We start from the raw sequence: 13688 nt of genomic DNA, 5'->3' as shown, positions 1-13688 counted from the left end.
CAACGCTGATTGGTATTCATTTCTGAAAAACTTTGTAACGGTTTGCAGATATGTGGGCGGGTCCACGTTTACCCTGTTTCCTGGGGATCAACATCAATCATCCACTTGACCCCCGAGCCCGGCTTTCTCTGGTCCAGTTCCTGGCAGATTCCGGTTAGAAGGCTGTTAAGTCGCTTCCTGTTCCGGGCGTTCAGGATCAGTTGTGCGCGATATTTGTCTGCGCGCCGTGCAATCAGTGCTGGCAGTGGGCCCCACGCCTCAATGCCCGGGAAGTTGGTGAGTGGTTTTATGGCGTCAAGCACCTGCAGGCTTTTTTCCATGGTGTCGGCTTCTGCGCGAAAGATGGCCATGGCGCGGAAAGGTGGGAGCTGGCCCTCCTCGCGTTCGCTGAGGAGCTGGCCGGCAATGTCGAGATAATGTCCATCGCAGAGGGTTTTTAACAACGGGTGATCGCTGTGGCAGGTTTGTATAAGCACCTTCCCCTGTTTTGTGCCGCGTCCGGCCCGTCCGCTGACCTGCAGCAGGGTCTGGATGAGTTGCTCGGGCGCCCGGAAGTCAACACTGAACAGGCCGCCGTCGGCGTTGACCACAACGACGAGGGTTACATTGGGGAAATCGTGTCCCTTGGCCAGCATCTGGGTGCCTACGAGTATGCATGGTTTACCACTGTTCACCTGGTTCAGGATGCTCTGGATGCTGCCCTTGCGTTGGGTGCTGTCACGATCAACCCGCACTACGGGGGTAGTGGGAAAGGCAGATGCGAGCACGTCTTCGGTTCTTTCGGTGCCCTGGCCAACGGGTTTGAACGCGTCGCTCTGGCATTTCGGGCAATGCTCCGTGGCTGCCGTCTGGTAGTCGCAGTGGTGACAGCGCATGGCGCGGTCCCGGCGATGATAGGTAAGCCGGGTGTCGCAGCGCGGGCACTCGATCATGTGGCCGCAGTCAAAACACATCATTACCGGGGCAAAGCCGCGCCGATTGACGAAAACCAATGCCTGCTCGCCCTTGGAAAGCGCTTGGTCAATGGCCTTAAGGGCGGGCCGGGAAAGGCCACCTTCAAGAGGGCGGCTGCGAATGTCCAGCAGACTGATGACCGGCGGAGTCGCGTTCCCCGCCCGCTCTTCGAGCTTCACCAGGCGATATTTCCCCTGTTCCACATTGTAGAAAGATTCAAGTGAGGGTGTGGCGGAGCCAAGAATAACCGGGCAGCGGTTCAGGTGCGCACGGTAAACTGCCACGTCACGGCCGGAATACCGGAATCCTTCGCCCTGTTTATAGGAGCTGTCGTGTTCTTCATCCACGATTATCGCGCGCAACCGGGTAAAGGGCAGCAGGACGGCAGATCGGGTGCCGATCAGGATGACCGGTTCGCCCTCACGAATCTTTAACCAGGTGGTCAGGCGCTCCCCATCGTTGAGCGCCGAATGCCACACCACTATGCGCGTGCCGAAATAGTGCCTGAAGCGGGCGACGGTCTGTGGTGTAAGGTTGATTTCGGGAACCAGCACAAGCGCCTGGTCGCTCGGGCCAAGGTGTTGCTTGAGGTAGTGCAGATAAATTTCCGTTTTGCCACTGCCCGTAATTCCGTATAGAAGGGAGGCGCTGAATCCTTTCCTGGGGCTGGTCAGCGCTTCGGCTGCGGCTTCCTGGGCCGTTGAAAGAGTTGGTCGCCGTTCCAGAAGCTCTGGGGCCTCGGGCTCTGAGTCGGAAACCGGTGCAGAGACCGCTTTGGCCAATTGTCGGTCGCTCAGGGCCTTGAGCTGGGCGCGGGTAAAGCCGGCCCTGATAATATCGCTTGCCGCTGCGCCCCCTCTTTGCTGATTCAGCCATTCAAGCAGTGCTTTCTGTCGATGGGCGTTGGCGGGAAGAGGCTCGTCGTGATCACAAGCCACCCACCATTCCACAGACTTCTCCTCCGCTTTGCGGCCCCGTCTCAGGGCGGGAGGAAGGGCGGTGAACAGGCACTCTCCCAGAGGATGCTGGTAGTAGTCGCTGGCCCAGCTGAGAAGGCTTACGGTTTCCTCTGGCAATGCCGGCCAGTCCTCCATGGCCGCATATACCGGTTTGAGGTTGATCCCGGGAAGAGGCTCCACTCCGGTTTGTACCACAAGGCCTGTTGCCTGCTGCCGGCCAAAAGGGATTTTTACCCTCTGGCCCGGCACAAGCTTGAGGTCTTCGGGAACGGTATAATCGAAGAGCCGGCGCAGGGGGCGATTCAGGGCAATGCGTGCGATCAACGGCACTGAGTGCTCCACTGGAAAACGAGTGTCACGGTTTTTCCCTATCCTGTTGTAATCGGCAGCCTGCCGCGAAATCTTTGGTGGGCGGGTCCGGAAATCAGGGCGGCGCTTGCCTGACGCGGTAATTGCAAGTAAGATTCGCGATCTGTTTCCGGCAGGGCCTGATTGTGCCCCGTCTTTTCAATTGATTCAAACATGCGGTGCCCGGCGCCCGAGCTGATTCCAGCTCCGCGATCTGGTAGCGGCATGACCTAAAGAGGTTCGCCATGAAAGAAGGTATTCATCCCAAGTACGAAGAGATTACCGCAACATGCTCCTGCGGTAACGTGATCAAGACCCGCTCTACGATCGGGCACGATCTGCAGCTGGACGTCTGCTCTCAGTGCCACCCGTTCTATACTGGTAAGCAGAAGGTTATGGACACTGGTGGTCGTATTGACCGCTTCCAGAAGCGTTTCGGTGGTCGCATCGGCGGCAAGAAAGACTGATTGCTCTGGTAGTGAAAAAAGCGCCTCTGGGCGCTTTTTTTGTGTCTGGATATTTCTATGTATTTTTTTGATACATACGCAATTCGCACTATTGACTGATTACAAAACCGCCGATTGCTACTTGTCGTTTGGGGTCGGTCGCGCCATAATGGCGCGCTCCGCTGAGCGAAGCTCCGCGGTTTATTACCCTTAAACGTGACAAACGGAACAGTGGCAATGTCTCAAGATCTGAAAGAAGCAGCCCTTGAATATCACGCCAAGCCGCGGCCTGGTAAGCTGAGTGTTGAAATCACAAAGCCAACCAAAACCTCCCGCGACCTCTCTCTGGCGTATAGCCCCGGGGTTGCCGAACCGGTCCGCGAGATCGCAAAGGACCCGGAGAACGCCTATAAATACACTGCCAAGGGCAACCTGGTGGCTGTAATCTCCGACGGTTCCGCGATTCTTGGTCTGGGTAACCTGGGTCCACTGGCAAGCAAGCCGGTTATGGAAGGCAAAGGCGTACTGTTCAAGCGCTTTGCCGGAATTGACGTCTTCGATATCGAAGTCAATTCCGAAAGCCCGCAGGCGTTTATTGAAACGGTTGAGCGTATTGCGGATACCTTCGGTGGTATCAACCTGGAAGACATCAAGGCGCCAGAGTGCTTCGAGGTTGAGCGTGCGCTGATTGAAAAGTGCAACGTGCCGGTCTTCCATGATGACCAGCATGGCACAGCTATTGTGACCGCAGCTGGCATGCTCAATGCGCTTGAGCTGCAGGGCAAAAAAATTGAAGAAGCGAAGGTGGTGTGTCTCGGTGCGGGCGCCGCTGCTATCGCGTGCATGAAGCTTTTGATCAGTTGCGGTATTCGCTCTGAGAACATCTTTATGCTCGACCGCAAGGGTGTGATCCACTCTGGTCGTGATGACCTTAATCAGTACAAGGCTATGTTTGCTAACGATACGGACAGGCGCACACTGGATGACGCGATTGATGGCGCCGATGTGTTCCTCGGGTTGTCCGGTCCTGATCTGCTGACCGCAGACCAGCTCAAAAAGATGGCCCCCAACCCGATCGTGTTTGCCTGTTCAAACCCGGATCCGGAGATTGCTCCGGAAGTCGCGCTGGCCGCCCGTGATGATCTCATTATGGCAACCGGTCGCTCAGACTATCCGAACCAGGTGAATAACGTGTTGGGCTTCCCGTTCATCTTCCGCGGTGCTCTCGACGTTCGCGCTACTGCGATCAATGAAGAGATGAAGGTGGCTGCGGTTAACGCCATTCGTGCGTTGGCCAAAGAGCCGGTGCCGCAGGAAATCTGTGAGGCTTACGGCGTGGAGAGCTTCGAATTCGGCAAGGAATATATTATTCCAAAGCCGATGGATGTTCGTCTGCTGGAAGTTGTGCCTGCGGCGGTTGCCCGTGCAGCGGTTGATTCCGGTGTTGCTCGCAACCCGTATCCTGCTCATTACCCGTTGAAGTCCATGGACGACATTATCTGAGTTTCGTTCAGGATTGCATAAAAAAACCGGCGGTGATCCCGCCGGTTTTTTTATGCTTGCCCGCCTGGCTCGGCAGGGTCAGAAGATCTGGCGGGAAAGATCGTCTCCGCTGGAGTTTCCATTTCCGTCGCTTTCACTCTCCGGGGGTAGTGGCGCGGGAGCGTCCTCTTCCTTGAAGACTTCGAAGACGCCGTCTTCTCCTGGTCTTGCGCGTTTTCCGGTTTCGGGATTGATGCGGATGTTCACGATGCCATTGGGCCTCGGCATCATGGCTGCAGGGGTGCCACTCAGTGCGACTTTCATGTAATCAATCCAGATGGGCAGTGCCGTGCTGGCGCCAAACTCACGCCGGCCAAGCGGGGCAGGTTGGTCGAAGCCAACCCAGGTGGTGGTCGCTATCTCGTGATTGAAGCCTGCAAACCAGGTGTCTTTTTGCTCATTGGTGGTGCCGGTCTTGCCTGCAATGTCTTCCCGTCCAAGCGCGCGCGCACGTCGGCCGGTGCCCAGGCGAATAACGTCTCGCATCATCGAGTGGAGTATATAGACAGAGCGCTCATCCGCCAGTCGTCTCATCACCCGCGTTTCTTGTTTGGCGTCATTCTCTTGCCGGTTTTCCGGCTCACTGGTGCCGGCCGTTATCTGGTCGCAGTCTTTGTCGCAAAGTACGGTCTTCGGTGCCTGATATAAGATCTCACCTTTGACGTCCTGGATTCGGTCAATGAGGTAGGGCTGTACGTCATAGCCGCCATTCGCGATGACAGCAAGACCCCGGGCCAGTTCCATGGGTGATAGCTGGCCGCTGCCAAGGGACAGTGAAAGGTTGTCTGGCATGTTTTCGACCGGGATCTTCAGTTGCTTCAGGTAGTCCAGTGTGGTTTGAATGCCAACATCCCTGAGCAGCCGGATCGAGACGATATTGCGTGAGCGATAAAGAGCTTCTCTCAGGCGAGTGGGGCCATAGAATTGCCCCGACGAGTTCTGTGGGCGCCAGGCAGTTTCTAGCTCAGAGTCATCAAAAACAATCGGCGCATCGTTGTAAATAGTCGCCGGAGTCATGCCATTTTCAAGTGCCGTCAGGTAAAGGAACGGTTTGAACGTGGAGCCAGGCTGCCTTTTGGCCTGTATCGCCCGGTTGTATTTGCTTTGTCCAAAGCTGTAGCCGCCCGCGAGGGCTTCAATAGCACCGGTGTCAGTGTCCAGCGAGATCAGGGCGCCCTCCGCGCGCGGTACCTGGGCAAGCGAAACGGCAGGCAGTGCTTCTTCGGTCCCGGTTTCTTCAGAGCCTGTCTCCGCGGCAGCATGCACGTATATGACGTCTCCGGCAGACACAACTTCCGAGGGTTTTTCCGGCTCCGGGCCTGTCAAATCCTCGGTCTTGTATCGTCGGGCCCATGTCATGGTCTCGAAAGCCATGGTCGCTTCGCCAATGCCGCGGGCATAAACACTGGTGACTAGGTTTTCGTCATCGACGGAGGTAACAAGAGCAGGGATTAGTGATTCGACCCGAGGGTAGTTGAGTACCAGGTCCGAAGGCTCTCTGTTGGCGAGAGTGTCCGGGTCGATCTGTCCAATCGGCCCTCGAAATCCATGGCGTCGATCGTAGGCTTCCAGTCCGTTTTGGAGCGCATCGGTCGCAGTTTGTTGCTTCACGCTATCAACGGTCAGCGTTACGCTGTAACCATCGGTGTAGGCCTCTTCGCCAAATCGGCGAACCATTTCCGACCGGGCCATTTCAGCCACGAAATCTGCGTCTACTTCGGTCTCGGTGGCGTTGTAGCTTGCGGTCAGAGGCGCAGATACGGCCAATTCATAGGCGTCATCTGTAATGAATCCGAGATCCCGCATGCGGCCGAGTATCCAGTCTCTGCGAATTCGTGCGCGGTCCGGGTTAGCGAGAGGGTTGTAGGCCGAGGGAGCTTTCGGGAGGCCTGCCAGCATGGCCATCTGTGCCAGGGACAGCTCGGCAACGGGCTTGTTGTAATAGACCTGGGCAGCGGCGGCAATACCGTACGCCCGATTGCCCAGGTATATCTTGTTGAGGTAGAGCTCCAGAATACGGTTTTTATTCAGTTCACGCTCGATCTGAAGAGCGAGAAGTATCTCATTGAACTTCCGGATAAAGGTCCTGTCGCGTGACAAAAAGTAATTTTTTGCAACCTGCATAGTGATGGTGCTGCCGCCAGACTGGATCGATCCGGTGGACACCAGTTCGATTGCAGCCCGCGCCAGGCCTTTGATGTCGACCCCAAAGTGTTCATAAAACCGGGAGTCTTCAGCGGCCATAAAGGCTTGTAACTGAATTGTTGGGATCTGTTCGATTGTGATCGGTGCCCTTCTCTTTTCACCGAATTCTGCTATTAATTTGCTGTCTTCGCTATAGACCCTGAGCGGCGTTTGCAGCTTTATGTCCAGGAGCTGTTCGACGGGAGGGAGTCCCGGGCGAAGATAAAGGTAGAAGCCTGAGGTGATGATAACGGCGGTACTCAGTCCGGTAAGAATCAACCAGGCAAAAAGACGAGATGTGCGCAACAAATGAGACATTTTTTTCTGACAACTGTTGGATATAGGTCTATCATTTGAGAAATTGCTTTAGGAAGGAAGAGTCGCTTCACCGCTGCAATGCTTCTCAATTAAAGAAGAAAAAGCATTGTAGACGGAATACTGAAGAAATTCTCTTAAATAAAAAACACATAAGTAACTTAACCCGGTGCATTTAACCAGGTATAGGGTGAGCGCGTGTTCGGATTGTTCGGAAAGAAATCCAGTGCAGTGCTGGGCGTGGATGTAAGCTCCAGCTCAGTGAAACTTCTGGAGCTGTCGAAGCAGGGCGACCGGTATAAGGTCGAGAGCTACGCAGTTGAGCCGTTGCCAGCAAATGCTGTCGTCGAGAAAAATATCACGGATGTCGAGGCCGTGGGTGAGGTGCTTAAGCGCGTTGCCGCCAAGTCCCGTGCCAGTGTGAAACAGGTGGCGGTAGCGGTCTCCGGGTCGGCGGTTATTACCAAGCTTATCCAGATGGATGGCGGGCTTAACGAATTTGAAATGGAAGACCAGATCACGCTTGAGGCTGATCAGTACATTCCATATCCCCTCGATGAAGTCGCCATCGACTTTGAGGTGCAAGGGCCTTCCGAAAACAATCCGGATCAGGTTGATGTTCTTTTGGCTGCCTGCCGAAAGGAGAACGTCGATATTCGAGAGGATGCTCTGGAAATTGCATCACTTTCGGCGAAGATCGTTGATGTGGAAGCTTACGCGCTTGAGCGCGCCTACAAGCTCATTGAACCTCAGCTCGATTCCCAGGGAGAGTCTCTCGTCGTCGCCATCGTTGATGTTGGTGCAACGATGACTACGCTCAGCGTCCTTGCCGAAGGGAAGACCGTTTACACGCGCGAACAGATTTTCGGCGGCAAGCAGTTGACCGAGGAAATTCAGCGACGCTACGGGCTCTCTCTTGAAGAGGCCGGCCTTGCCAAAAAACAGGGAGGCCTTCCGGATGATTATGAATCCGAGGTGCTCACGCCCTTCCGGGAGGCTGTGGTTCAACAGGTCGCCCGGGCTCTCCAGTTCTTTTTTGGTGCCAGTCAGTACAACGCTGTCGACTATGTGGTTTTGGCAGGTGGTACTGCCTCGATACAGGGTCTGACAGAAATGGTCGAAGAAAAAACCGGTACGCCCACTCTGGTTGCGAACCCGTTTGCCGATATGGCGGTGGGGTCAAGGGTCAACGCATCAGCTTTGAGTAACGATGCTCCCTCACTCATGATTGCATGTGGCCTGGCAATGAGGAGCTTCGACTGATGGCAAAGATTAACCTCAGGCCCTGGCGCGAAGAGCTCAGGGCGGAAAAGCAGAAGCAGTTTGTCGTGATGATTCTGGGGGCAGCGATTATCGCCGGGGGGTTGGTGTTCCTATGGAAGACCGATATGGACAACCGGATCGCTTACCAGCAGTCCCGTAATGCGTATGTCGAGACCGCGACGAAGAAGCTGGATCAGCAAATCAAGGAGATCGAGAGTCTGAAGCGGAAAAGGGATGAGCTTCTGGCTCGCATGAAAGTGATTCAGGATCTCCAGGGCAAGCGGCCAGTTATCGTTCGGGTCTTCGACGAGCTGGTACGGACCTTGCCCGACGGTTTGTTTTACACCGACCTGAAGAAGGCGGGCGACCGCATTGATATCGTCGGTATGGCGGAGTCCAACAGCAGAATCTCGACTCTGATGCGCCAGTTTGAAGAATCTGACTGGTTTGCCAGCCCTGATCTCTCAAATGTTTCGGCGGCGGATAACCGTCGTGCGGGATACAGCCAGTTTAACCTGTCGGTGCAGCAGAAAACGCCCGAGCCCGAAGGGGAGGATAAGTAATGAGCCTCGCGGACTCACTTAAAAGCCTGAATGAATTCGACGTCAATGATCTTGACGTCAATAACGCAGGAATCTGGCCTGCGCCCATCAAAGCCATTGTGGTTCTCATTATCGTTGGCTTGATCGTGGGTGGTGGATACTGGTTTTTCATAAAAGATCAATATATTCAACTGGATCGAGTTGAAAAAACCGAGCAGGACTTGCGCAAAAAGTACGAAGAGAAGGCTTACCAGGTTGCAAACCTTGAGGTTTTCAAAGCGCAGATGGCAGAGATGGAGGAAACCTTTGGGGCCCTCGTCCGTCAGTTGCCGAGTGAAACAGAGGTTCCCGGGCTTTTGGAAGATATTACCAATACTGCTTTGGGTAGTGGGTTGTCGCTCCAGGAAGTTGAGTTGCAGCCTGAGCAAAGACGCGATTTTTACGCTGAACTGCCAATAAATATTCGTGTCTCCGGGTCGTATCACGAGCTGGCATCTTTCGTAAGCAGCGTTGCAAGTCTTCCACGTATAGTGACGCTGCACGATTTAACCATTAAACCAACTGGCGGAGACGGAGATCAGCTTGATATGCAAGTTCTTGCCCGTACCTACCGCTACCGGGCTGGAGAATGAGCATGACAGTAAAGCATGCGGGAAAAGCCTGGTTGGGTATCTGTCTGGTATCTCTTCTGACAGCTTGTTCCCAGGGCAGCGGCTTCTCGGATCTGGACAAGTTTATGGCGGACACGCGGGCCAAGCCCCGCGGGTTTGTAGAGCCGCTGCCTGAATTCAAGGCTTATGAGGCATTCAGTTATTCGGCCGCCGACAGGCGTGCGCCCTTTGAACCACCGGTGGATGTTCAGTTGACGATGGTTGACCAGCAGCCGGTCAGTGATGTTGAGCCGGACCTGGACAGGCCAAGAGAGGTACTTGAGAATTTTGACCTTAAAGAACTGGGTATGGTCGGAACGCTACAGGGAACTTCGGGTAATCTCTTTGCCTTGATTGAAGATAACACTGGCGGTATTCACCGAGTGCGCACAGGCAACTATATGGGGCAAAACTACGGCCGCATTGTTGGTGTGAGCGAAACACGCATAGAACTAATTGAAATCGTTCCCAATGGCCGGGGTGGATGGGTCGAGCGTCCTCGTTCCCTGACACTGACTGGGGAAGAGGGCTAAGGAGCGGCACAATGATGATTGACAGAAACATGCACGAACAAAAAAGTTTGGGGTCGAGGCTAGCGATGTTCAGAAAACTCAATGTGTACGTCAGCGTAATTGCTTTTGGGTTGTTATCCGGCCTGGCCAATGCGGTCACGCTGGAAGACGTGACGTTTTCGTCGCTGCCGGGAGAACGCCTGGAAGTGACACTGAAATTTGATGGCCAGCCCCCGGAACCTACGGGCTACACTATTGAGCGTCCTGCGCGAATTGCAGTTGATTTGCGTGATACCGCGAGCGGGCTCGACAGTCGTAGTATTCCTCTGGGCTCGGGCAACGCCCAGAGCATGACGGTGGTTGAAACCAAGGACCGGACAAGGTTGATTTTCAACCTGGCGGAGCTGGTGCCTTATAACACAGTCCGGAATAACAACTCTCTGGTAATGACCATTGGCGGTGAGGCTGCAACACCTTCAGCGGCACCTGCATCGACCGGTGCGGCAGCCGGACCAGTGACGTCTTCGTCTGCTGGGAATGCCTTGGCTGGCGTTGACTTTCGGCGCGGCAAGGACGGTGAAGGCCGGGTTGTCGTTGATCTGGGCAGTGCAAGTACACCTGTGGACCTCTCTGAGCTGGGCGGAAAAATTCGTTTGACCATGCCCGAACTGTCCGTGCCGGAGAATCTGCGCCGCAGACTGGATGTCACCGACTTCGCGACACCGGTTAATCGAATCGATACTTACGTGGAGGATGGAAAAGCCATCGTCGAGATTCGTCCGGAAGGGAACTACGATTACATTGCTTACCAGTCTGGAAGCCAGTTCACGGTTAGCGTAGAAAAGCTGACGGAGCAAGAGGCTGAGGCTCGTCGGGAAGAAAAATTCCCATATACCGGCGAGAAGCTTTCGCTTAACTTCCAGGATATTGAAGTTCGCTCGGTGCTGCAGTTGATTGCCGACTTTACCGGTCTGAACCTGGTTGCCAGTGACACGGTTGGTGGAAGCATTACCCTTCGTCTGCAAAATGTACCTTGGGATCAGGCCCTTGATCTGATTCTTAAAACCAAAGGTCTGGACAAACGCCAGATTGGTAACGTGCTTCTGGTTGCGCCAGCCGACGAAATCGCCGCTCGTGAGAAGCTTGAACTGGAAACCACCAAGCAAATTGCCGAGCTGGCCCCGGTTCGCCTTGATATTATTCAGGTCAATTATGCGAAGGCGGGTGACATCGTTGCGCTCATTAAAGAGGACGAGGAGCTGATTTCGGACCGTGGCTTCATCTCCTCAGACGTTCGGACCAACACCATCAGTGTCAGGGAAACGGCTGAAAAACTGGAAGAGATCCGGCGCCTGGTCTCCACTTGGGATGTCGCTGTTCGTCAGGTATCCATTGAGGCCCGTATTGTTCGAGCGCAGACCAACGTCGCAGAGAACCTCGGTATCCGTTGGGGTGGCGCTGCGTACGATGTGAGTGGTGATAACGTGTTTGCGATTGGTGGCTCCCAGTCGGCAGTCGAGGAAGCGCGACAGGCGGCAGGTGGAACCAACAGCTCCATTACCTTCCCGGGTGCTTTGGCTGTGGATCTCGGGGTGACGGGGGAGGGCGCGTCGTCCTTTGCCATCGGTTGGGGTAGTGATGACTTCCTTGTTGATCTCGAGCTTTCCGCCCTGGAAAGTGATGGCCAGGCCGAAGTGGTTTCCCAGCCGCGAGTGGTAACCGCAGATCGTCAGACCGCGTCTATCAAGTCGGGTGAGGAGATTCCTTACCAGGAAGCGTCTTCAAGTGGCGCAACGTCCGTTTCGTTCAAGGAGGCCGTTTTGTCTCTGGAGGTGACGCCTCAGATTACTCCGGACGACAAAATCATTATGGACCTGGTGGTGAACCAGGACTCCCGCGGGGAAGTCACAGCTGGTATTCCTTCGATTAATACCAACGCAGTGACCACGCAGGTTTTGGTTGGGAATGGTGAAACGGTCGTGCTCGGCGGTATCTTCCAGTCCGAGGTTGCTACACAGGTTACCAAGACTCCATTCCTGGGTGACATCCCATACCTCGGTCGCCTGTTTAAGCGAACTGAGCACATCGATGAGCGCAGTGAGCTGCTGATCTTTATTACCCCGAAGATCATCAAGGGTGATCTGATCCAGTAACCATTGATGACTAAAAGCCGCCGCGTGAAACCGGCGGCTTTTTTGTGCCCGTTAATCCCTGAAGAAGGCTGGGGAACTTATGGAATGACAAACCCTGTGATATTCTCACCCGCCTGAACACAATTGAGCGGAAGTTATGTCTTTGCCCAAACGCGTTGTCCTGGTTGGCCCCATGGGAGCCGGAAAAAGTACTATTGGTCGTATGCTTGCCAAAGAGTTGGGCTATCGTTTTCTGGATTCCGATCGGATTATCGAAGACCGTTGTGGCGCAAATATTCCCTGGATATTCGATGTGGAGGGCGAGGAAGGTTTTCGCCAGCGAGAAACGGCCATGCTCAAGGAGCTGTCCAGCGAGCCGAATACTGTTCTGGCGACAGGGGGTGGAGCGGTCATGCGCCAGGAAAACCATCTGCTTCTAAAAAAAGATGCCGTGGTAGTGTATCTGAAGACCTCCCTGGAGCAGCAGGTAGAGCGAACACGCAAAGATCGAAATCGGCCGTTGCTCCAGAATGATGACCCCGAAGGGGTTCTCCGCAAACTCTTTTCTATCCGGGACCCTTTATACACCGGGTTGGCCGACATCATCATGCATACGGATCGCAAGAGTCCGCGGCTCGTCGTTCGCCAGCTTGTTAACCGAATGAACCCGAGAACACCGCGTCATAAGCGCCAAGTCCGAAAGGAAGGACGGAATCATGTCTAAGATTCTCCACCAGCTTATCGTTGATTTGGGTGAGCGTAGTTACCCGATTATCATCGGTCAGGGCCTTCTGGGCGAGGTCGACCTCACGCCATATGTGACCGGTTCTCAAGTTATGATCGTCACCAACGAGACGGTAGCGCCACTCTATCAGGACAAGGCCCGCGAATGCTTTCCAGGGAAGTGTGTGGACCTGGTTACGCTTCCCGACGGAGAAAAGTACAAAGACTGGCAAACACTGAACCTCATTTTCGACGGACTACTCGAAAAGCGTCACACCCGAAAAACCACTCTGGTGGCTCTGGGCGGGGGTGTGGTAGGGGACATGGGCGGGTTTGCGGCGGCATGTTACCAGCGGGGGGTGCCGTTTATTCAGATTCCGACGACGCTGCTCTCCCAGGTGGACTCCTCTGTAGGAGGAAAGACGGGAATCAACCACCCTCTGGGCAAGAACATGATTGGCGCCTTTCACCAGCCAGAGGCGGTGCTGATTGATACAAACAGTCTGAAAACCCTCCCGTCACGGGAGGTGTCTGCCGGACTTGCGGAAGTGATCAAGTATGGTTTGATCCGGGACCCCGGCTTTCTCGATTGGCTTGAGGTAAACATGGGCCGGCTGGTGGCCCTTGAGGATGAGGCGGTCGGTCAGGCGATTTTTCGCTCCTGCACCTGTAAGGCAGAGGTGGTTGCCAAAGATGAACGTGAAGGTGGGTTGAGGGCGATACTGAACCTTGGTCATACTTTCGGGCACGCCATTGAAACCTTTTCAGGTTACGGTAACTGGTTGCACGGTGAGGCAGTCGGTGTCGGTATGATCATGGCCGCTGATCTCTCCGCCCGTGAGGGTACGATAACTCGTGAAGAGCGCGCTAGAGTTGCGCGACTGGTTTCGCTGGCTGGTTTGCCCGAGAGGCCTCCTGAGGGGATGACGCCAGACGACTTCATGAATCTTATGGCGGTTGATAAGAAAAATGTCGACGGACAATTGCGGTTGGTGTTGCTCCGCGCCATGGGCGATGCTGTTGTAACGGCGGATGCTGCCGTCGAAAACCTCTCCGCAACGTTGGCTGGATTCTGCCGGCATTGATGGTAACTGGCCTGATTTTTTCGTTGGGCGACC

11 protein-coding genes are annotated in these 13688 nt (G+C 54.8%); 9 read left to right on the top strand and 2 right to left on the bottom strand.

Features of this window, described 5'->3' with window-relative positions; translation table 11 throughout:
- Nucleotides 1–68: 68 nt before the first annotated feature.
- The gene (locus tag BKP64_RS11985; RefSeq protein ID WP_083329310.1) at nucleotides 69–2243 is read right to left on the bottom strand and encodes a primosomal protein N'; all 2175 of its coding nucleotides are present in this window, start codon (nucleotides 2241–2243) and stop codon (nucleotides 69–71) included.
- A gap of 263 nt (nucleotides 2244–2506) precedes the next feature.
- Between BKP64_RS11985 and rpmE the strand changes: the two genes are divergently transcribed.
- Entirely contained in the window at nucleotides 2507–2728 is a 222-nt protein-coding gene (rpmE, locus tag BKP64_RS11980) for a 50S ribosomal protein L31 (RefSeq protein ID WP_070970304.1), read from the top strand.
- Nucleotides 2729–2944: 216 nt separating this feature from the next.
- Nucleotides 2945–4210: a malic enzyme-like NAD(P)-binding protein gene (locus tag BKP64_RS11975; protein WP_070970301.1), complete on the top strand. Its 1266-nt coding sequence runs from the start codon at nucleotides 2945–2947 to the stop codon at nucleotides 4208–4210.
- A gap of 78 nt (nucleotides 4211–4288) precedes the next feature.
- On the opposite strand, the gene BKP64_RS11970 is transcribed toward BKP64_RS11975, so the two are convergent.
- On the bottom strand, nucleotides 4289–6751 hold the full coding sequence (locus BKP64_RS11970) for a penicillin-binding protein 1A (RefSeq protein WP_070970298.1): 2463 nt from the start codon (nucleotides 6749–6751) through the stop codon (nucleotides 4289–4291).
- A gap of 195 nt (nucleotides 6752–6946) precedes the next feature.
- Between BKP64_RS11970 and BKP64_RS11965 the strand changes: the two genes are divergently transcribed.
- From BKP64_RS11965 to aroB, 7 genes are all read left to right on the top strand, one after another.
- Nucleotides 6947–8011 carry a pilus assembly protein PilM gene (locus tag BKP64_RS11965; RefSeq protein ID WP_070970294.1) on the top strand — a complete coding sequence of 355 codons (1065 nt, stop codon included), beginning with the start codon at nucleotides 6947–6949 and terminating at the stop codon, nucleotides 8009–8011.
- Nucleotides 8011–8574, top strand: coding sequence for a PilN domain-containing protein (locus tag BKP64_RS11960; RefSeq protein WP_070970292.1), 564 nt, complete (start codon nucleotides 8011–8013; stop codon nucleotides 8572–8574). Before BKP64_RS11965 ends, BKP64_RS11960 begins: the two co-directional genes overlap by 1 nt.
- The gene (locus BKP64_RS11955) at nucleotides 8574–9185 is read left to right on the top strand and encodes a type IV pilus inner membrane component PilO (RefSeq protein ID WP_070970289.1); all 612 of its coding nucleotides are present in this window, start codon (nucleotides 8574–8576) and stop codon (nucleotides 9183–9185) included. The genes BKP64_RS11960 and BKP64_RS11955 overlap by 1 nt, the downstream gene beginning before the upstream one ends.
- A gap of 2 nt (nucleotides 9186–9187) precedes the next feature.
- Entirely contained in the window at nucleotides 9188–9736 is a 549-nt protein-coding gene (locus BKP64_RS11950) for a pilus assembly protein PilP (RefSeq protein WP_070970286.1), read from the top strand.
- Between the two features lie 65 nt (nucleotides 9737–9801).
- A complete protein-coding gene (gene pilQ / locus BKP64_RS11945) occupies nucleotides 9802–11868 on the top strand; it encodes a type IV pilus secretin PilQ (protein ID WP_227515381.1) in 2067 nt (688 codons plus the stop codon).
- A 136-nt stretch (nucleotides 11869–12004) separates the two neighbouring features.
- Nucleotides 12005–12571 carry a shikimate kinase AroK gene (gene aroK / locus BKP64_RS11940; RefSeq protein WP_070970282.1) on the top strand — a complete coding sequence of 189 codons (567 nt, stop codon included), beginning with the start codon at nucleotides 12005–12007 and terminating at the stop codon, nucleotides 12569–12571.
- A complete protein-coding gene (gene aroB, locus BKP64_RS11935; protein WP_070970279.1) occupies nucleotides 12564–13655 on the top strand; it encodes a 3-dehydroquinate synthase in 1092 nt (363 codons plus the stop codon). Before aroK ends, aroB begins: the two co-directional genes overlap by 8 nt.
- The last annotated feature ends 33 nt before the right edge of the window (nucleotides 13656–13688 follow it).

The organism is Marinobacter salinus (assembly GCF_001854125.1).
Taxonomy (GTDB): Bacteria; Pseudomonadota; Gammaproteobacteria; order Pseudomonadales; family Oleiphilaceae; genus Marinobacter; species Marinobacter salinus.
The sequence above is the reverse complement of the archived record's forward strand: the minus strand, read 5'-3'. Positions and strand labels throughout refer to the sequence as shown.

Excerpts from the sequence above, each read along its gene's own strand:
- BKP64_RS11975 (WP_070970301.1), top strand. The coding sequence starts at position 2,945 with ATGTCTCAAGATCTGAAAGAAGCAGCCCTTGAATATCACGCCAAGCCG.
- aroK (WP_070970282.1), top strand. The coding sequence starts at position 12,005 with ATGTCTTTGCCCAAACGCGTTGTCCTGGTTGGCCCCATGGGAGCCGGA.
- aroB (WP_070970279.1), top strand. The coding sequence starts at position 12,564 with ATGTCTAAGATTCTCCACCAGCTTATCGTTGATTTGGGTGAGCGTAGT.
- BKP64_RS11960 (WP_070970292.1), top strand. The coding sequence starts at position 8,011 with ATGGCAAAGATTAACCTCAGGCCCTGGCGCGAAGAGCTCAGGGCGGAA.
- rpmE (WP_070970304.1), top strand. The coding sequence starts at position 2,507 with ATGAAAGAAGGTATTCATCCCAAGTACGAAGAGATTACCGCAACATGC.
- BKP64_RS11970 (WP_070970298.1), bottom strand. The coding sequence starts at position 6,751 with ATGTCTCATTTGTTGCGCACATCTCGTCTTTTTGCCTGGTTGATTCTT.
- BKP64_RS11950 (WP_070970286.1), top strand. The coding sequence starts at position 9,188 with ATGACAGTAAAGCATGCGGGAAAAGCCTGGTTGGGTATCTGTCTGGTA.
- pilQ (WP_227515381.1), top strand. The coding sequence starts at position 9,802 with ATGTTCAGAAAACTCAATGTGTACGTCAGCGTAATTGCTTTTGGGTTG.
- BKP64_RS11955 (WP_070970289.1), top strand. The coding sequence starts at position 8,574 with ATGAGCCTCGCGGACTCACTTAAAAGCCTGAATGAATTCGACGTCAAT.